16 protein-coding genes are annotated in these 18846 nt (G+C 63.1%); 8 read left to right on the top strand and 8 right to left on the bottom strand.

Annotated features, from left to right (window positions below; genetic code table 11):
• Window positions 1–53: 53 nt before the first annotated feature.
• On the top strand, window positions 54–746 hold the full coding sequence (locus tag ACWUKX_RS03015; protein ID WP_065010097.1) for a FadR/GntR family transcriptional regulator: 693 nt from the start codon (window positions 54–56) through the stop codon (window positions 744–746).
• Window positions 747–810: 64 nt separating this feature from the next.
• Here the strand turns inward: ACWUKX_RS03015 and ACWUKX_RS03010 are convergent, their stop codons facing one another.
• The 7 genes from ACWUKX_RS03010 to ACWUKX_RS02980 all read right to left on the bottom strand — a co-directional run bounded on the left by ACWUKX_RS03010 (window position 811) and on the right by ACWUKX_RS02980 (window position 8322).
• Window positions 811–2238 carry an aldehyde dehydrogenase family protein gene (locus ACWUKX_RS03010; protein WP_456003698.1) on the bottom strand — a complete coding sequence of 476 codons (1428 nt, stop codon included), beginning with the start codon at window positions 2236–2238 and terminating at the stop codon, window positions 811–813.
• Between the two features lie 38 nt (window positions 2239–2276).
• Window positions 2277–3362, bottom strand: a complete 1086-nt coding sequence (locus tag ACWUKX_RS03005) for an ABC transporter ATP-binding protein (protein WP_127210336.1) — start codon at window positions 3360–3362, stop codon at window positions 2277–2279.
• Window positions 3352–3960: a cupin domain-containing protein gene (locus ACWUKX_RS03000; RefSeq protein WP_456003695.1), complete on the bottom strand. Its 609-nt coding sequence runs from the start codon at window positions 3958–3960 to the stop codon at window positions 3352–3354. The genes ACWUKX_RS03005 and ACWUKX_RS03000 overlap by 11 nt, the downstream gene beginning before the upstream one ends.
• 180 nt (window positions 3961–4140) lie before the next feature.
• A complete protein-coding gene (locus ACWUKX_RS02995; protein ID WP_456003693.1) occupies window positions 4141–5211 on the bottom strand; it encodes an ABC transporter substrate-binding protein in 1071 nt (356 codons plus the stop codon).
• Entirely contained in the window at window positions 5196–6074 is an 879-nt protein-coding gene (locus tag ACWUKX_RS02990) for an ABC transporter permease (RefSeq protein WP_456003691.1), read from the bottom strand. The genes ACWUKX_RS02995 and ACWUKX_RS02990 overlap by 16 nt, the downstream gene beginning before the upstream one ends.
• Complete coding sequence (locus tag ACWUKX_RS02985; RefSeq protein ID WP_456003688.1) at window positions 6071–6958, bottom strand: ABC transporter permease; 888 nt, start codon at window positions 6956–6958, stop codon at window positions 6071–6073. The genes ACWUKX_RS02990 and ACWUKX_RS02985 overlap by 4 nt, the downstream gene beginning before the upstream one ends.
• Window positions 6959–7041: 83 nt before the next feature.
• Window positions 7042–8322, bottom strand: coding sequence for an NAD(P)/FAD-dependent oxidoreductase (locus ACWUKX_RS02980; RefSeq protein ID WP_456003685.1), 1281 nt, complete (start codon window positions 8320–8322; stop codon window positions 7042–7044).
• Between the two features lie 277 nt (window positions 8323–8599).
• Here ACWUKX_RS02980 and ACWUKX_RS02975 point away from each other — a divergent pair, with 277 nt between their 5' ends.
• From ACWUKX_RS02975 to ACWUKX_RS02955, 5 genes are all read left to right on the top strand, one after another.
• Window positions 8600–9757 carry a fumarylacetoacetate hydrolase family protein gene (locus tag ACWUKX_RS02975; protein ID WP_456003682.1) on the top strand — a complete coding sequence of 386 codons (1158 nt, stop codon included), beginning with the start codon at window positions 8600–8602 and terminating at the stop codon, window positions 9755–9757.
• 265 nt (window positions 9758–10022) lie between these two features.
• The gene (locus ACWUKX_RS02970) at window positions 10023–10955 is read left to right on the top strand and encodes a substrate-binding domain-containing protein (RefSeq protein WP_456003680.1); all 933 of its coding nucleotides are present in this window, start codon (window positions 10023–10025) and stop codon (window positions 10953–10955) included.
• 119 nt (window positions 10956–11074) lie between these two features.
• Window positions 11075–12061, top strand: a complete 987-nt coding sequence (locus ACWUKX_RS02965; protein WP_029355414.1) for an ABC transporter permease — start codon at window positions 11075–11077, stop codon at window positions 12059–12061.
• Window positions 12062–12064: 3 nt separating this feature from the next.
• Complete coding sequence (locus tag ACWUKX_RS02960; protein WP_029355412.1) at window positions 12065–12859, top strand: ATP-binding cassette domain-containing protein; 795 nt, start codon at window positions 12065–12067, stop codon at window positions 12857–12859.
• Window positions 12860–12928: 69 nt separating this feature from the next.
• Window positions 12929–13951, top strand: a complete 1023-nt coding sequence (locus ACWUKX_RS02955; RefSeq protein ID WP_029355410.1) for a LacI family DNA-binding transcriptional regulator — start codon at window positions 12929–12931, stop codon at window positions 13949–13951.
• A gap of 620 nt (window positions 13952–14571) precedes the next feature.
• On the opposite strand, the gene ACWUKX_RS02950 is transcribed toward ACWUKX_RS02955, so the two are convergent.
• Complete coding sequence (locus ACWUKX_RS02950) at window positions 14572–15162, bottom strand: TetR/AcrR family transcriptional regulator (protein WP_065010087.1); 591 nt, start codon at window positions 15160–15162, stop codon at window positions 14572–14574.
• A gap of 256 nt (window positions 15163–15418) precedes the next feature.
• On the opposite strand from ACWUKX_RS02950, the gene ACWUKX_RS02945 reads away from it, so the two are divergent.
• Complete coding sequence (locus tag ACWUKX_RS02945; protein WP_456003676.1) at window positions 15419–15676, top strand: hypothetical protein; 258 nt, start codon at window positions 15419–15421, stop codon at window positions 15674–15676.
• A complete protein-coding gene (locus ACWUKX_RS02940) occupies window positions 15670–18846 on the top strand; it encodes an efflux RND transporter permease subunit (RefSeq protein WP_455849507.1) in 3177 nt (1058 codons plus the stop codon). Before ACWUKX_RS02945 ends, ACWUKX_RS02940 begins: the two co-directional genes overlap by 7 nt.

The following is an 18846-nucleotide window of genomic DNA, read 5'->3' as shown; positions in this document are numbered from 1 at the left end:
GCTAATCGTTTTAACACCGGCAAAGGGAAATCATATGCGAATTGGTTAAATTGATGGACGATCCCGGTAATGGCGGCCACGCCGCCCTGGTTCAGCTTCAGGCCTATCTTGCCCAGATGGACCATGCCGGCGAGACACGGCTGCCTGCCGAGCGGGAACTGTCGGAGAGCCTCGGCGTATCGCGCGGCGATCTGCGCAAGGCGCTGGCGGTGCTCGAGAAGGACGGCCGCATCTGGCGTCACGTCGGCAGGGGCACCTTCGTCGGCAGTGGACCGGTCGAGGAGACGATCGGGATTTCGGAAATCGCCGGGCGCACGAATCCGGCCGACGTGATGCGCGCGCGCCTCATCATCGAGCCCGAGATTGCGCGCGAAGCGGCGCTGCACGCCACGCTTTCCGATATCGCCTCGATGCGACAATCGCTGGTGCAGACGCGGGAAGCCGTCACATGGCGGCAATACGAGAACATCGACAATCTGCTCCACCGGCAGATTGCGCAGGCGAGCCGCAACAATGTGCTGCTCGGCCTGTTCGATGTCCTGAACGCCGTGCGCCGAACCGTGGTGTGGGGACGTCTTCGTTCAGAAGGCGCCCGCCCTCCGGCAGACCATCACAGCTTCGCGGACCATGAACGGATCGTCGAAGCGATAGCCGAGCGCGACCTCGGCGGCGCGGCCGCGGCGATGCGGCTGCATCTCCAACAGGTCGAGCGGCGTTTGATCCCCGTCCGCGAAGCCGCCGAATAGCTTGGCTTTGCCCACGCTACGCGCGCGTCCTTCTTGGACACGCGGCGCTGTTCGCAGTCATGCGCTAGGCGCCGTAGCCGATGATGCCCTTGATCTCGAGGAAGTCATGGATCGCCCAGTCGGCATATTCGCGGCCATTACCTGACTGCTTGTAGCCGCCGAAGGGCGCGAATGTGTCCCACTCCGGATAGTTGATCGAGACCTGCCCGGCGCGCAAGCGGCCGGCGATCTTGCGTGCGTGGTCGATATCCCCTGACTGCACATAGGCGGCGAGGCCATAGACGGTGTCGTTGGCGATCTTCACCGCGTCGTCATCGTCATCGTAGGACATGACCGAAAGCACCGGCCCGAAGATTTCTTCCCGCTCGATTGTCATGCCTGGTGTGACGTGGCCGAAGACGGTCGGCCTGACATAGTAGCCGCGATTGAGGTGCTCCGGCCGGCCCGGACCTCCGGTGACCAGTGTCGCACCCTCGGCGATGCCGGCCTCGATCAGCCGCTGGATCTTGTCGAACTGGATGTTGCTGACCACCGGCCCGAGCTTGGTTTCTTCCGAGCGCGGATCGCCGACCTTGTGCGCCTCGGCTGTTTTCTTGGCGATCGCAAGCGCCTCGTCGTGGCGGCCGGCCGGCACCAGCATGCGCGTCGGCGCATCGCAGGATTGGCCGCTATTGCCGAAACAGGCGTTGACGCCCTTGCGCACGGCCTTCTCGAAATCGGCATCGGGCAGCACGATGTTGGCCGACTTGCCGCCGAGCTCCTGCGCGACGCGCTTGACCGTCTCGGCCGCTGTTTTGGCGACGATGATGCCGGCCCGGGTCGAACCGGTGAACGAGACCATGTCGACGTCGGGATGGCCGGCCATGACCTGTCCGACATCCGGACCGGTGCCGTTGACCATGTTGTAGACGCCCTTCGGCGTGCCGGCCGCTTCCATCACTTCCGAAAAGATGACGCCGCTGATCGGCGCGATCTCGGAAGGCTTTAGCACGACCGTGCAGCCGGCGGCGATCGCCGGCGCCACCTTGCAGACGATCTGGTTGAGAGGCCAGTTCCACGGCGTGATCAGCGCGCAGACGCCGATCGGCTCCTTGACCACCATGGTGGTGCCGCGCTTCTCGCTGAATTCGTAATCCTCCAGCGCCTTGATGGTGGACTCCATATGCGCCCTGCCCGCCCAGGCCTGCGCCTCGCGCGCCCAGGTGATCGGCGCGCCCATCTCCTGGCTGACAGCCTGCGCGATGTCCTCGTAGCGCTCGTTGTAGACTTCCAGGATGCGCTTCAGCAGCTTCAGGCGCTCGGCCTTGCTGGTCTGCGAGAAGGCCGGAAAGGCCGCCTTCGCCGCTGCCACAGCGCGATCCACATCCGGCTTCCCACCGACGGAGATTTTCGTATAGGCCTCCTCGGTGGATGGATCGATCACGTCCAGCGTTGCCGGCACTAGGGGCGCGACCCATTTTCCGTCGATGAAGAAGTTCAGGTGATTGCTCATGGGTGGTGCTCCGGTTTTTTGGAAGGATGGGGATCAGATCAGCCGGGCAGCATAGGGCAGTTAGCGCCGCGGCGCAGGCTGATATGCGCCACATCGCCGACGCTGAATTGAAAACCTTCCGCCCGGCGTGGCGCATCGATCACCACTGGTATCCCCTGCGACAATTCGGCGTGCAGGCGCAGGGTGCGGCCGTGAAAGACGATGCTGCTCACCCGCACCGGCGCGGTGCCGGTCGCTGCTTCGGTCGTCGCTAAAAGATCCTCCGGACGCACACCGATGGTTCGCACCGCGCCTTCTCCGGGCGCTTCGCCGGTTTCCGACGTGGCTTCGAGCGGTAGGGCGCCGGCGCTGAAACGCAATCGATCGCCGTCACGGCCGACAAAGCGCGACTGCAGAAGATTCATCGTGCCGATAAAACTGGCGACGAATTTTGTGGCGGGCCTGTCGTAGAGCGTGGCGGGCGGTGCGATCTGCTCGATGCGGCCCTTGTTCATGACGACGATGCGGTCGGAGATCGACAGGGCCTCGGTCTGGTCGTGGGTGACCATGACGAAAGTGGTGCCGAGCCGCGACTGCAGCCGCTTCAATTCGACCTGCATCTGTTCGCGCAGATGCGCGTCGAGCGCCGACAGCGGCTCGTCGAGCAACAGCACACGCGGTTCGCAGACAATCGCACGGGCGAGCGCGACGCGCTGGCGCTGGCCGCCCGACAATTCGAACACGCGGGCACCGAGCTTCTCAGCAAGGCCGACCATGTCGAGCGCTTCGCCGACGCGCTTTGCCTGTTCAGCCCCAGAAAGCTTGCGCAGCGACAGGCCAAAGCCGACATTTTCGGCGACGTCCATGTGCGGAAACAGGGCATAGTCCTGAAACACGGTGTTGACCGGCCGGTCGAACGGCCGCAGCGAAGTGATGTCACGGCCTTCGAGCAACACCCGTCCGCTCGATGGGCTTTCGAAACCGGCGATCACCCGCAGGCTGGTGGTTTTGCCGCAGCCGGAGGGCCCGAGCAAGGTCAGGAACTCGCCGCGGGCAATGTCGAGATCGACGGCGTCGAGACCGACGATGCCGCCGGGGAAAATCTTCGAGACCGCATCCAGCCGGACGAGAGGTTCAGGCGCCATCGCGAAACTCGGACGGCTTGGTCGTGTTGACCCAGAGAATCTGGCAGCGCTCGGCGCCCGGATTGCGGAAGGCATGCAATAAGGTGCTCTTGAAGGCGAAGCTGTCGCCCGTCTTCAGCCCATAGGTGGTTGAATCGACCACGAGTTCGACTTCGCCCGACAGGACGAAACCGAATTCGTGGCCGGGATGCGCGTAGGCTTCGACGGTGCCACCACCGGCTTCCACCGTCACCAGCATGCCGGTGAGCGTGGCGGCCGGCGGCGACAGCAGCGCCTTGGCGATGCCTTCAGATTTCACCGGGATCTGCCGACGGCTGTTGGCCCGCACGCAATAGAGATCGTTGCCGGCACCGTTGCCGTCGGCGATCAGCGCCGACGGCTCGATATCGAGAGCGGCGGCAAGCGGCCAGATCACTTTGACGCGAAGCGAGGACAGGCCACGCTCGATCTGGCTGAGCGCCCCGATCGAAACGCCGGCCTTGGCGGCAAGCTCGGCCAGCGAAAGATTGCGTTCCAGCCTAAGCGCCCGCACGCGCCGGCCGACCCGCACGTCGGCGTCGTCTTTCGGCTTTTCAGCCGCTTCGTTCAGCATGTCCATGCATACTTCCTCGTTTGCCTTTCCCTTCTCCCGCTTGTGGGAGAAGGTGGCCGAGCGAAGCTCGGTCGGATGAGGGGTGTTCCAGCTTGGCAAACCCCGCATTCCGTCGAGCACCCCTCAACCGTCTCGACGCTACGCGCCGATCCACCTTCTCCCACAAGGGGAGAAGGAAGAGCGAACTCAGCCGCCTGCCTTGACCTTCTCGAACATCTTGGCGAGTTCGTCATTCTGCTTCATCGGCCCGGTGAAGACGGTGGTCTTCAGCATCACTTCCGGATCGGATGGCAGCTGCAACTTTTCCAGTTCCTCCTTCGGCACCGCGGCGAAGGCCGAGCTGTTGGAGCTGCCGTAACCATAGGCCTGGATCAGGTATTTTCCCGAATCCGTCTCCAGCCGGCTGTTGATGAAGTCATAGGCGAGGTCGACATTCTTGGCGACCTTGAGCATGACGAAGCCGCATGCCCAGGTCAGCATGCCTTCCCTAGGCTTCATGAACTCGACAGGCACGCCCTGCTTCTTCAGCGAGGTGGCCGACGCGTTCCAGGTCATGGCGGCGACAAGCTGGCCACTGGCCAGCGCCTGTTCGACCGAGGTCATGTCGGTGGTGTAGTTCGAGAGCAGCGGGCGCTGCTCGCGCAATTTTTCCGCGACCTTGTCCATCTGCTCTGGCGTCATGTCGAACGGATTGACGCCGGCGAGAAGCGCCGCCACCACCGGCGTGTCGTGGACGGCGTCGATCGTCGCCATGCGCCCGGCGTACTGCTTGTCCCACAAAAGGTTCCAGCTCGGTTCCGGGTTCTTCACCAGATCAGTGCGGTAGAGGATCGAGGTGTTGCCCCAGTCCCACGGCACCATCCAGACCTTGCCGTCGCCGGCCTGCAGGTCGGGCAGGTTCTTGAAGACCGGAAAGATCGAATCCCAGTTCTTGATGCGCTTGGTGTCGATCGGCTGCAGCAGGCCTTCCTTGTTCCAGCGCGCCACCTTGTCGTAGCAGGGATGCGCGACATCAGGGCGGAAACCGGCCTTGACCTTGGTGAAGGCGTCATCGTCGTCGCCGAACATCGAGGCCTCGACGCCATCGGGGTGTGCGGCGAGGAAGCTCTTGTTGAACTCGGGCAGTTCGTAGCCCGACCAGGTGAAATATTGCAACTTGTCGGCCGCAAGCACGACGGTCGACGAAAGCGCCAACGCGAAGGCTGCCAATCCGGCTTGGACTGTCTTGCGATTTATCGATTTCAGGTCGAATGCCATTGCAGTTCTCCTCTTTCGGTTTCTTCTGGTTTGGACAGCTCGGCGGGCACCGGCCGTTGGGCGGCGGCGAGCCCGCGATGGCGCAGGATTTCGGCAATTGCCGCGATGACGAATGACACGGCCAGAATGGCCGTGCCCAGCGCCATGACGGTCGGCAGCGACTTCGGGAATCGCAGCTGGCTCCAGATGTAAAGCGGCAGCGTCGGCTCGGTGCCGGCGAGGAAGAAGGCGACGATGAACTCGTCGAAGGAGGTCAGGAAGGCCAGCATGAACGCTGACACAATGGCGGGCAGGCTGAGCGGCAGCATGACCCGTCTGAATGTCGTCCAATCGGAAGCGCCGAGATCGAGCGCGGCCTCGCGGATCGTCTTCGGGATAGCAGCGAAGCGGCTTTTCATGATCACCACCGTCGTCGGCAGCGCCACCAATATGTGGCCGAGCACGATGGCAGTGCGTGACGGCCCGAAGCCAATGAGGTTGACCAGGATCAGCAGCGAGATGCCGACGATCACGCCGGGGATCAGGATCGGTAGCCGCGCGATGGCGCTGATCGTGGCGGCAAGCGGCGAGCGGCCGTAGAGGTCCATATAGGACACTGTGATGCCGCAGAGCGTCGCGCCGGTGGCGGCAGTTGCACCGATGACGAGGCTGTTCCCAAGCGCGCCGGACAGCGCCGAATTGCCGAACAGCGTCGCGTACCATTCGAACGTGAAGCCTTGCAGCGGAAACGCCGCCTGGATCGAATTGTTGAAGGAAAACAGCGGGATCAGCAGTATCGGCAAGTACAGGAACACCAGATAGGCAAGGACATAGGCGCCCAGCCAACCGCCGCCCTGCTTTGCATCGATACGCGCCGTGTTCATGTCCGGCTGCCAAATCTGCGGTCGGCGGAACGCACCACCAGCACCACGGCAAGGATGACCAGCATGACGGCGACGGCGAGTGCGGCGCCGAACGGCCAGTCATTGGCCTTGCCGAACTGGGCCTGGATCAGCGAACCGATCATGGTGCTGGCAGGGCCGCCGACCAGCGCCGGAGTGACATAGTCGCCGACCGTCGGCACGAAGACGACGAGAGCAGCCGCCAGCACCCCCGGCATCGAGTTCGGCAGCACGACGCGCCGGAAGCTGGTGAACGGTCTGGCGCCGAGATCGGAAGCGGCTTCGAGCAGCGATTTCGGGATCGTGTCCAGCGCCACATAGATGGGCAGGATAGCGAACGGCGCATAGGCGTGAGCCAGCGTGACGACGACGGCGGCGGGCGTGTTGAGAAACGCCAGTGTCGGTTCGGACCAGATGCCGCTTTCGACGAGCGCCGAGTTCAGCACGCCATTATAGGCCAGCACGATCTTCCAGGCGAAGACGCGCAGGAGATAGCTGGTCCAGAATGGCAGCGTCACCAGAAACAGCAGCAGCCCGCGCCGCCGCCCGGCATGGAAGGCGAGGTAGTAGGCGACGGGATAGGCGGTGACGACCGTGGCCAGCGTCACCAGGCCGGCAATGGCCAGCGAGCGCAGCGTTACCGTCCAGTACAGCGGATCGGACGCCACCGTGATGAAATTCGCAAAGGTGAAACCGGCGCCCAGCAGCGAACCGTCATTGCCGCGAAAGGCGAGGAAAAGTACGAGACCAAGCGCAAACAGGATCAGGAAGAAGGTGACCAGCCCGCCCGGCAGCAGCATGGCCAACCGGAAACCCGTCGAGGACCGGGACTCCGGCAGTGGCTGCCTTGCAACGATGGTCGACATCGCATGCCCATCGGAATTTGAAATCCCCTAAAGGTTTTTCATAATCATGAAACTGTCAAGCTGATTCCTAGGCCGGTATGAAATCAGCGCTCGAATGCATCCAGCGTACGATACCAAGCGATCGTCGCGGCGACGCCGACTTGCCGAAAGACGTGGAACGGTATCGGCCGGATCGGCGAGACCGGGAACGGCAATTGCCTGGCGTCGCCGCTCGCCAGATAGCCGGCAATGCGCTCGCCAAGCGCAGTCATCAGGCCGACGCCACGGCCTTGGCAGCCGACCACGGCCATCAGGCCCTGCTCGGGCTCGTGAATATGCGGGAGGTGATCCGGCGTCATCGCCACCCGGCCAAACCAGCGCTTTTCGATGCCGACGCCGGACAGCGCGGGATAGAGCCGGAGCAGCGCGCGCTCGAGATGCGCCCAGTCACCTTCGCTGGTCGGCTGCGCCATCCGGCCGCGCCCGCCAAGCACCAGCCGCCCGTCGGCACTCTTGCGGTAATAAACGAGGATGCGGCGCGAATCCGATACCGCCTGCCCCTCCGGCAGAATCCCGGCCGCCAGATCGGCCGGCAGCGGCGCTGTCGCGATCTGGAAGGAGTGCAGCGGAACGATCGTCTCGGCGAGACCGGGGAGCAGATCGCCGGTATAGGCGTTCGTCGCCAGAATGACCGCCTTCGCCTGCAATTCGGCGCCGCCCTCCGTCGAGATACGCCAAAGCCCGGCGTTCTTATCGAGGCGCACCACCTTCTGGTGCTCGGCGATCTTCACGCCCGCGGCCGAGGCGATTCGTGCCAGTTCCGACGTGTAGGCAAGCGGATCGATGACGCCGGCGCGGCGGTCGACCCAGCCGCCGAGATAGCCCTGCGCGCCGGTCAACGCGGCGATCTCGGTCTGGCTCAGAAGCCGGACATCGGCGCCGCGGTTCCGCCACTGCCGGTCCCTGTTCGCCGCCGCCTTCAGCGCCGTCTCGGTGTGCGCTGCCTGGATCCAGCCGTTGCGAACGAACGGCACCGCCAGTTTCTCGTCGCGGATCAATTCGAAGACGGCGTCCGCCGTCGAGGCGGCAAAATTGACGAGGATCTCGCCGCGTTCGGGGCCAAAATGCTCCAGCAGCCATTCCGGATCATATTTCAGGCCGGGGATCACCTGGCCGCCATTCAGGCCCGATGCGCCTTGGCCGATCTCGCCGGCTTCCAGCACCTGCACGGCAAAGCCGAACCGGGCTGCATGCAACGCAGTCGACAAGCCCATGATGCCACCGCCGATGATGACGACATCGACGGGTTTACCGCTGACAAGCGCCTGGGGTGCGGCGGCCGATTGCGGCTTCTGCCAGATCGGATCGGAAAACGGTGCGGGCAAGGATCACCTGGAGTGCAGTTCGTTGTGAAAATCCTAGTCACCATTTCATAATTTTGAAAGCTCGTTTCCGCTTCGCAATCGGGACACGCCAAAGGCAATCACCGTCAAGCAGCGCGGAGATCGCCCGGACAGATTGACAAAACTCGCCTTGAGGACGGGATAGACCTTTGGCCGGAATTTGTTGAAAGTGCCGCCGCCGCTGGCCAGGCTCTTTGTGAACCATTGGTCCGGCAGCGACGACCGTCGCAGCAGAACCAGACAGCAGAGGACCGTAGCCATGACGAACACCACTCTCCTGCCCAACGAGGGCCTCTTCATCGGCCGCGCCCGGACAAGCGATAGGTCCCATCCGCTGGTGGTCACGGTGCGCGACGGCACGGTGTTCGACATCACGTTGAGCATGGCACCAACCGTGCGCGACGTCTGCGAGATGCCAGACCCGGCAGGGTACGTCCAGGCGGCCAGAGGCGAACCGATCGGATCACTTGATGCGATCGCCGCCAACAGTTTCCAGGCCGCGCGCGATTCGCAAAAACCGTACCTGCTTTCTCCGGTCGACCTGCAGGCGGTCAAGGCGTCGGGCGTCACCTTCGTCGTCAGCCTGCTCGAACGGGTCATCGAGGAGCAGGCGCGCGGCTCAGCGGAAAAAGCCGACGCCATTCGCGCCGACATTGCCGGGCTGATCGGTCACGATCTGTCGAAGCTCAAGCCCGGTTCGCCGGAGGCGATGGAGATCAAGGCAAAGCTCATCCAGCGAGGCGCCTGGTCGCAATATCTGGAAGTAGGCATCGGCCCTGATGCCGAAATCTTCACCAAATGCCAGCCGATGGCGTCGGTCGGCTTCGGCGCCGATGTCGGCCTGCATCCGGTTTCCACCTGGAACAATCCGGAGCCGGAGATCGCCATGATCGCCGCCAGCAGCGGCAAGATCGTCGGCGCGACGCTCGGCAACGACGTCAATCTGCGCGACGTCGAAGGGCGCTCGGCGTTGTTGCTCGGCAAGGCCAAGGACAACAACGCCTCGGCCGCGCTCGGCCCGTTCATCCGCTTGTTCGACGCGACATTTTCCATCGATGACGTGAAGCAGGCCATCGTGCGTCTAAAGGTCGAGGGCGAAGACGGTTTCTCGCTGGAGGGCGCCAGTTCGATGGCCGAGATCAGCCGCTCGCCGGAAGAGCTGGTCGCCGCCGCCATGGGTCCGCATCACCAATACCCGGACGGGCTGGCGCTTTATCTCGGCACCATGTTCGTGCCGTCGAAGGATCGCGGCGAAAAGGGCAAGGGCTTCACGCACCAGGTCGGCGACATCGTCACCATCTCGTCGGAGAAATTCGGCGCCCTGATCAACCGGGTGCGGCTGTCGCCCGACTGTCCCCACTGGAGTTACGGCGCCAGCCATCTGATGCGCGATCTCGCCAGCGCCAACCTCATCTAGGTTCCCGCCCAGCCTGCGACGTTAGATTTCTCGGCGCTCGAATTGAGGGGCCTCGCTCGGAAAATATCAGCTAAACTGATGCAATCTGATGGGACCGCTGATGGCGCCTTGTCGCGCGCCGACTACCACTGGCAAATGGAGGCTTGCCATATGTCGAAAAAGCGGATGCTCTGATGCATCCAGGTCGGCGCTGGCAAAAATACGATCAGGGTTTGCCGTGATCGTCGTCGGAGGTGGAGGAAGTTTTCAAATGGGAGGAAATCAAATGCTGACAAGGCTACGAGTATTTGTATTCGGCTTGATCGTGGCGCTGGCCATTCCGGCGGCGGCACAGGCCAAGACCTTCTACTGGATTTCGCATGGCGGCCCGGCCGATCCGGTCTGGACCTACTTCCTCGCCGGCGCCAAGCAATGGGCGACGGACACCGGCAACACCGTCAACACCTCGTTCCACAATGGCGACGTGTCGTCCCAGCAGGAGGCGGTTCGCGCGGCCATCGCTGCAAAGGCCGACGGCATCACCACCACCAGCCCCGACCCGGGCAGCCTTATCGAGCTCGCTAGGGAAGCACGGGCGGCAAACATCCCGATCATCAACTTCAACACGCCCGATCCGAAGGCGGACTTCAACGCCTATGTTGGCGGCGACAACGTCACCTTCGGCAGGAACTGGGCGCGGTATCTGGTCGACAAGGGTCTGGTGAAAAAGGGCGATTTTGTCTGGATGCCGGTGGAAATCCCGGGCGCCACCTATGGCGTTCAGGAAGAAGAAGGCATCAAGAGCGTGTTCGAGCCGCTCGGCATCACCTATGAAATCACCGAAGCCACGCTCGACCAGGCCGAAGCGATCAACCGTATGGTCGACTACCTCACCGCTAACAGGACCAAGGTCAAGGCGATCATCGGCCTCGGCGATCTGGTGACCGGCTCGATAAAGCGGGTGTTCGATCAGGCCGGCATCAAGCCGGGCGAAATCCCGGTCGTCGGCTGGGGCAACTCGCTCGACACTACCCAGGAGGTGCTGACCGGCTACGTCAATGCCGCACAATGGCAGGATCCGCAGGCGACCAGCTATGTGGCGCTTTCGATCGCCAATATGGCCGCCAGCGGCATTCCGCCCGGCTTCGACGTGATCACCGGCGCACTCTACGAAAAGGACACCGCGCAGGTCTACGACGACATCCTGTCCGGAAAATAAAACCGCGATCGGGATGGTCGCGGCACGCCTGCCGCGGTCATCCCCATCATTCCGCCGAGCCTCGAACCGCCTTACGCGGTGCCGGGCTTGGCCAATCCCAACCATGTCGCGGGTCCAACGTGGAAAACAGTTCCATCATCCAACGCTCGATCGCCAGGCCGGAATTCGGGCCCTTCGTGCTGCTCGTCGTCGAGCTCGCCGTGTTCTGGGGGTTCAACCAAGACTTCCTGTCGCCGCAGAACATCAGCAACATATTGGCCTTCACGGTCGAGCTTGGCCTGATTGCGCTGGCGATGACGCTGTTGATGACTTCGGGCGAATTCGACCTCTCGGTCGGATCGCTGTTCGGCTTCTCGCCCGTCTTGATGTGGACGCTCTTCAACAGCGGCCTCACCTCGCTGGAAGCTGGCTTCGTCGTGGCCCTGCTGGTTGCCGCCTTCATCGGGCTGGTCAATGGCTGGTTCGTAACGCAACTCAAGATTCCGTCCTTCCTGGTGACGCTCGGCATGCTGCTGGTCGTGCGCGGCACCGCTCTGTTCGTCACCAGCGGATTTCCGCAACGTACCTGGAGCGCCGAAGGCAGCTGGCTTGCCGAGGCGCTGGTCGGCGATTTCTTCATCGGGCCGTTCCGCATCTACATGTCGCTGTTCTGGTTCATTGCAGCAGCGATCGCACTCGGCTACGTGCTGACGCAGAGCCGGACCGGCAACTGGATCCAGGCGGCTGGCGGCAACCCCAATGCGGCAAGGGCGCGCGGCGTCAATGTCAGCGGCGTCAAGATCGGCCTGTTCATCCTGTCGTCGATCATGGCCTCGCTTGCCGGCGTCATCAGCTCGCTGCGCACCTCGGCGGCCAACCCGAACAGCGGCACCGGCTACGAGCTCGAAGTCATCGCCATGGTGGTGATCGGCGGCACGGCGCTGACCGGCGGACGCGGCACCATTATCGGTACCGTGCTCGGCATCCTGATCCTGCGCGTGATGCGCAACGGCATCGTGCTGATCGGCGTGCCAGGGCTTGCCTACAACATCTTCATCGGCGCGATCATCCTCGGCATGATGGCGCTCCACTCATGGCTGGAACGCCGGCATCAGGCGGGGACTTGAACCATGGCCGAACCGCTTGTCCGCATGGAAAACATCCGCAAGTCCTACGGGCGTGTGCAGGCGCTGGTAGACGCCAATTTCCATGTCAATGAAAGGGAGATCGTCGGTCTGCTCGGCGACAATGGCGCCGGCAAGTCGACGCTGATCAAGGTGCTGTCGGGTGCGGTTCCGCTGACCAGCGGCGACATCTTCATCCGCGGAAAGAAGGTGGACTTCCGCAGCACCAGCGACGCCATCGCCCACGGTATCGAGACGATCTACCAGGACTCGGCACTGGTCACGCAATTGTCGATCGCGCGCAATCTGTTTCTCGGGCGCGAGCCGATCAAGCCGCCGCGTTTCCTCAACCGCATGGACCAGGAAGCAATGAACGTGGTCGCCCGCGACCTGCTCAAGCAGGTCGGCATCTCGAAGAACATCCCGCCGACCACGCCGATCGGCTCGCTCTCCGGGGGTGAGCGGCAGGCCGTGGCGATCGCGCGCGCCATGCATTTCGACAGCGACTTGATCATCCTCGACGAGCCGACCAACAATCTCGGCGTCGCCGAGACGCAAGGTGTGCTGAGCTTCGTGCGCAGCGCCCGCGATTCGGGGCATTCCTGCATCTTCATCGCCCATAACATCCACCATGTCTTCCAGGTGGTCGACCGCATCGTCGTGATGCGCCGCGGCAAGGTGGTTGCCGACGATATCGATCCGAAGAACACCAACGTCGCGGAAGTCGAACGGATCATCACCGGCATGTCTGACAAGGAGATCCACGACGCCATCGTGCAGGGGAAGCAACCGCAGGGCTGAGTGGCCAGCTGGAAGCCGGGTTGGCCGTATCTCTGGCACAGGATCGCATCGGCTCCTATGACTGCGACAATGAAAGCCACCGTTGCGGACATCGCCAGAAGCTGCGGGCTGTCGACCGCGACGGTCGACCGGGTGCTGAACAACCGGCCAGGCGCCAGCGCGGCCAACCGGCAGCGCGTGATGGAGGCGGCCAAGCAGCTTGGCTATTTGCCGGTCGTGGATCAGGTCACGCTGCCCTCGCGGCCGGCGCATCTCGAGTTCTTCCTGCCGATCGGCACCAATGCCTTCATGATGGATCTGGCAAATCATATCGAGGATTATGCGGCACGCCTGCCGCTTGTCGCCTCCTGCCGGATCCACAAGCTCGCAGGCATCTCGCCGAACGCGTTGCAGGCGGCGGTCGAAAACCTCTCGCTCAAGGCAAACGGCGCCGGCGTCATCGCGATCGATCATCCGAGAACGCGCAATATCCTGCGCGAGATCGTCGAGGCCGGCATCCGCCTCGTCACGCTGGTGTCGGACGTTCCGGGCGCACCGCGATCGGCCTATGTCGGCATCGACAACCGTGTGGCCGGGCGCACCGCAGCGCTTCTGATGGGACGTTTCGTCGGCGGGCGCACGGGCCATCTGGCGATGGTCGTCGGCTCACGCTCCTATCGCGGGCATGAGGAACGTGAAATGGGCTTTCGCTCCGTGCTCAGCGAGGAGTTCCCCAATTTGACCGTGACCAGCGCCGTCGAGATCAACGACGAGCCTGATATCAGCTACACCGCGACGATGAAGGCGCTGCACAACGAGCCGGAACTGCTCGGCATCTATTGCGTCGGCGCCGGGCGTTCGGGCGTGGCGAAAGCGCTGCTGGAAGCCAAGCCGCAAAGGAAGCCGGTGTTCATTTGCCACGACCTGACGAGGGCGACACGCGGCTATCTCGTCGACGATCTGCTCGATGTCGTCATCGACCAGAATGCACGACTGATCGCCGAGCAATCGGTCATTCGCCTGCTCGGATCGATCGCTTCCTCGGCGCCCTATCTGACGCGAAAATTCATCGAGCCGCGCCTGATCTTCAAGGAAAACGTTCCGGTCCAGTGATGCCGCGCAACGGCCACCGTCAGTTGCCCGAATGGCTAAAATTCGGTTGATACCGCAAATCTGCACATGTGCTATGCATCTTTCGTTGTTGCCGAATCATTGGGCAACCCCTAGTTTCGCAGGTGTCGGCCATCTACTCCTCCCAGATGCGATGCCGACGCTGAGTGCGGTACACCTCCTCCCGTGCCGTATTCGAAATCAAGCCCGCTGCCACCTCCTCCCGGCAGCGGGCTTTTTTGTTCCGGCTCCGGATGTTGGGCAAAGGCTGAGGTCACGAAGATCACCGGAAACGTTGATCGGCGTCGAACGACCAATACGGGCGATGGTCACCGGCTTGTTCGGGAGCCGTCACCAGGGTTGATGCCGCCGGCATATTCGCCAGCAAGGGTGTTGCAGCCGCGATCAGCGGATCCGTCGGAATCCCGTCACACTTGTCACTCTCACCAATTCGCTATCGGTTCTATCCTGCCTCACCAACAAGCAACAGGTAGCGCCGGGAATGGTCCGGCGACAGACCGGCAAAGGAGAAGCGCGATGACGGCTCGTCCGAACGGACAAAAGAGCATTCGGCGGCGCGGCTCGCAATGAACACGCTACCGATCGTTTCGCCGCTTGCGAGACTATCTGGCCGCAGCGCCCCGGAAAGACGCGATCAGGCCTTCCGCCATGCGGACAAATTGCGCGCTGGGGCCTTCGGCTCCGACGCTTTGAAGGCTGACACGGGCGCCTTCAAGCAGCAGCGACAACGTATCGGCGAGAAGCTCTGCCTGGCCGATCCCGGCATCCCGACACAGGCCGACCAAACGGTCGCGCTGGGCCTGCTTGAGTTCCTTGATCACCCGACGGGCCGGATGGTCGGTCTCGCTCAACTCGATGGCGGCGTTCGCCATGTCGCAACCGCGGCCGTCCACCATCAGGCAATCGGCCGCCATCCGAACCCAGGCGTGCAGTTGCGCAAGCTTGTCGCCCGGATGCTCGGCCTCGAACTTTTGCCACATCGCGTTGGCGCTGCATGCGGTCGCCCGCAGGCACTCGATGACCAGATCGTCCTTGGACTCAAAATGACGGTAGAGCGTCATCTTGTTAGTACCGGCGGCCTCAGTGATCGCGTCGACACCCACGCCCTTGATGCCATGCTTGTGGAACATATCCCGTGCCGTCTCGAGGATGCGATCCCGGGGGCGGATGCGTTCCGCAGTGCCGTCTTCCATCAAAACCTCCTTGGTTCCGGGGTTTCCGAAAAATCCCTCGGTACACCTCTTGACTAGGGTGTTACCGGTCTGTAACTTCTAGATGTTACTTACTGGTAACACCCCCATTGCCTCGTGTCAATCTCGCAGGCGCCTGTGAACAGCCTCCGCCGAATCGGCCCAGGCATCAACTGCGCCCCAGGCGACTTTGGCCGCGAACAGGAAGAACACCCGATCTGCGGCGTCCACCGCAGATCGCAAGCCAGGAGCCGCTACGATGTCGCAGCGCAAAGATTTGACGATCGACGAAGTTGTGGAGGATCCGATGATCCGGATGCTGATGAAGGCCGACCGTGTCGACCCGCGCTCTTTCGAGACAATGCTGCGTACCCTTGCGGATAGGCAAGGCCGCAGCCGCAAGGCGCCGCCTCGTTTCCTGGAAGACCCGGGGCAAAGCCGCAGCCGACGGCTGTCTAGAGTGGCCAAGGCCTTCGGCCAGGCGAGAGCATCGGGCGAGGCGTACGTGTCATGGTAAACTTCTTCATCCACCGACCGATCTTCGCATCGTCGATCGCCATCATCATGGTGCTCGCCGGGGCGATCTGCTATTTCCTGCTGCCTGTCTCGCAATTTCCCGACATCACGCCGCCTCAGGTCGTGGTCAGCGCCAACTACCCGGGCGCCAGTGCGCAAGTCGTGGCCGACACCGTCACGACGCCGCTCGAACAGCAGATCAACGGCGTTCAAGGCATGACCTATATGTCGTCATCGAGTTCCAATGACGGCTCGTCGACGATCACCATCACCTTCGAGGTCGGCTACTCCCTGAGCACCGCAGCCGTCGACGTCCAGAACCGCGTGTCGCAGGCGGCCTCCTCGCTGCCGGCCATCGTCAACCAGGGCGGCGTGACGATCAAAAAGCAGAATCCGAATTTCGTCCTGATCGTCAACCTCACCTCGCCCGACGGCTCCGTCGACCCGGTCGCGCTCAGCAACCTCGCCTACCTGCAAGTGGTCGACCCGCTTAAGCGCCTGCCGGGCGTCGGCGACGTGCAGATCTTCGGCGAGCGGCGCTATTCGATGCGCGTATGGCTCGATCCCGACAAGCTCGCCAATCTCGGCATCACAGCCGTCGATGTCCAAAACGCCATCGCCGAGCAGAATGTCCAGGTTGCGGCCGGCAAGATCGGGCAGTCGCCTGCGCCGGCGGGTACTGCTTTCGAAATGCAGGTCAATGCAGTCGGCCGACTGAGCGATCCCAAGGAATTCGGCGATATCGTCGTGCGCGCCGATGCCGCGAACGGTTCGTTGGTTCGGTTGCGCGACGTCGCGCGCATCGAACTCGGCGCCCTGCAATATTCGTCGTCGGCGTTCTTCGGCGAGGATCCGACCGTGGTGCTTGCGGTCTACCAGATGCCGGGTTCGAACGCGCTCGATCTGCAGCAGCGCGTCAAGGACAAGATGCAGGAACTGTCGGCCCGTTTCCCGAAGGGCGTCAGCTACGCCATGCACTACGATACGACACGTTTCGTTTCGGCGTCGATGCACGACGTGCTGGTCACGCTCGGCGAGGCGCTGGTCCTGGTTGTCGCGGTGGTGTTCATCTTCCTGCAGAGCTGGCGCACCACGATCATCCCGACGATTGCGATTCCGGTGTCGCTGGTGGCCACGCTCATCGTCATGTACATGTTCGGCTTCTCGCTGAACATGCTCAGCCTGCTCGGCATGGTGCTGGCGATCGGTCTCGTCGTCGATGACGCGATCGTCGTTGTCGAGAATGTCGAGCGCCAGCTGGAGGCCGGCCTCAAACCGGTCGCTGCCACGCGCGCGGCGATGGCCGAGGTCACCGGCCCGATCATCGCCACGACCGCCGTGCTGATGGCCGTGTTCGTGCCGGTCGCCTTCATACCCGGCGTTTCCGGCCGGCTCTACAACCAGTTTGCGCTGACGGTGGCGATCTCCTTCGGCATCTCAGCCTTCGTCTCGCTGACGCTCACCCCGGCGCTCAGCGCCGCCTTCCTGCGCCACCGCCCGGCGACGCAGTTCGCGCCGTTCCGCTGGTTCAATGCGGGCTTCGAACGGCTGTCGCATGCCTATGCCCATGGTGTGCGCATCCTCATCCGCCTGCGCTGGATCATGCTCGGGCTGTTCGCGGCCGGGCTTGTCGCGACCTACTTCGTCTGGCAGCGCCTGCCCTCGACCTTCCTTCCGGTCGAGGACCAGGGCTATTTCTTCGTGGTCATCCAGTTGCCGGATGGGGCGTCGCTGGAGCGCACTGACGCGGTGGCCCGGAAGGTACGCGATGTCCTGCAGAACACGCCCGGCGTCGATATCGTCGGCTCGATCAGCGGCTTGAACTTCCTCACCAGTGCCGCCCAGTCGAACTCGGCGGTGGAATTCGCCATTCTCAAGCCATGGGACGAACGCGGCCCTGACCAGAGCGCCTCGAAGCTCGTCGCCGACGTGCGCTCGAAGCTTATGGAAATTCCGGAGGCCTTCGCGCTGAGCTTCGATCCGCCTTCGATCCCTGGCATCGGCACGACCGGCGGTTTTGAATTCCAGGTGGAGGACCTGACCGGTCGCGGCAGCGCTGCGCTCAACGACGCGACGCAAGCCGTGCTCGCCGAAGCGCGCAAACAGCCCGAGCTCAACCCGCAGCAATTGTTCTCGTCGTTCTCGACCTCGACGCCGCAGTTCAACTACGACCTCGACCGCAACAAGGCGAAACTGCTCGGCCTCAGCCTGCCTGACGTGTTCAACACGCTGCAGATCTATCTGGGCTCGCTTTATGTGAACGACTTCAACCTGTTCGGCCGCACCTTCCGGGTGACGATCCAGGCTGACAAGGATGCGCGTGCGGGTGCTGCCGATATTTCGCGGCTCTATGTGCGCAATGCATCCGGCGGCATGGTGCCGTTGAGCACGCTCGGCAAGCTGGTGCCTATCGTCGGCCCGGAAACCGTCCCGCATTACAACAACAATGCGTCGGCCCTGATCAACGGCGGTGCCGCACCCGGCTTCTCCTCGGGCCAGGCGGTCGCCGCGATGGAACGGGCCGCTGCCACGGCACTGCCGAAGGATTTCGGCTACGAATGGACAGGGATTACCTATCAGGAGCTCAAGGCCGGATCGATCGCCTCGATTGTCTTCGGTCTCGCCATGGTCTTCGTCTTCCTGATCCTCGCCGCCCAATATGAGAGCTGGGCCATGCCCTTCATGGTTCTGCTCGCGGTGCCGCTTGCCCTGTTCGGTGCCTTTGTCGCCTTGTTGATGCGCGGCATGCAGATCGACGTCTATTCGCAGATCGGCTTCGTCATGCTGATCGGGCTGGCGGCGAAGAACGCCATTCTGATCGTGGAGTTTGCCCGGCGCCGGCGCGAGGAAGGTCTCAGCATCGTCGACGCCGCAATGGAAGCGGCGCGCCTGCGGCTGCGGCCCATCCTGATGACCGCCTTCGCGTTCATCCTCGGCGTGCTGCCGCTGATGTTCTCCACAGGTGCTGGTGCAGCGAGCCGCCAGTCGATCGGCACCACCGTCTTTGGCGGCATGGTCGCAGCGACGATCCTGTCGCTGGTGTTCGTGCCGGTCTTCTATGCGGTGATCGAGCAGCTGCGCGAGCGCGGCAGCAAGAGCGAACCCGTTGCCGAACCGACTGAACCAACTGCCGAACCCGCTTTCGAGCGATTGGCCGAAGCGGCCGAATAG

The organism is Mesorhizobium sp. f-mel (assembly GCF_053850215.1).
The sequence above is the reverse complement of the archived record's forward strand: the minus strand, read 5'-3'. Positions and strand labels throughout refer to the sequence as shown.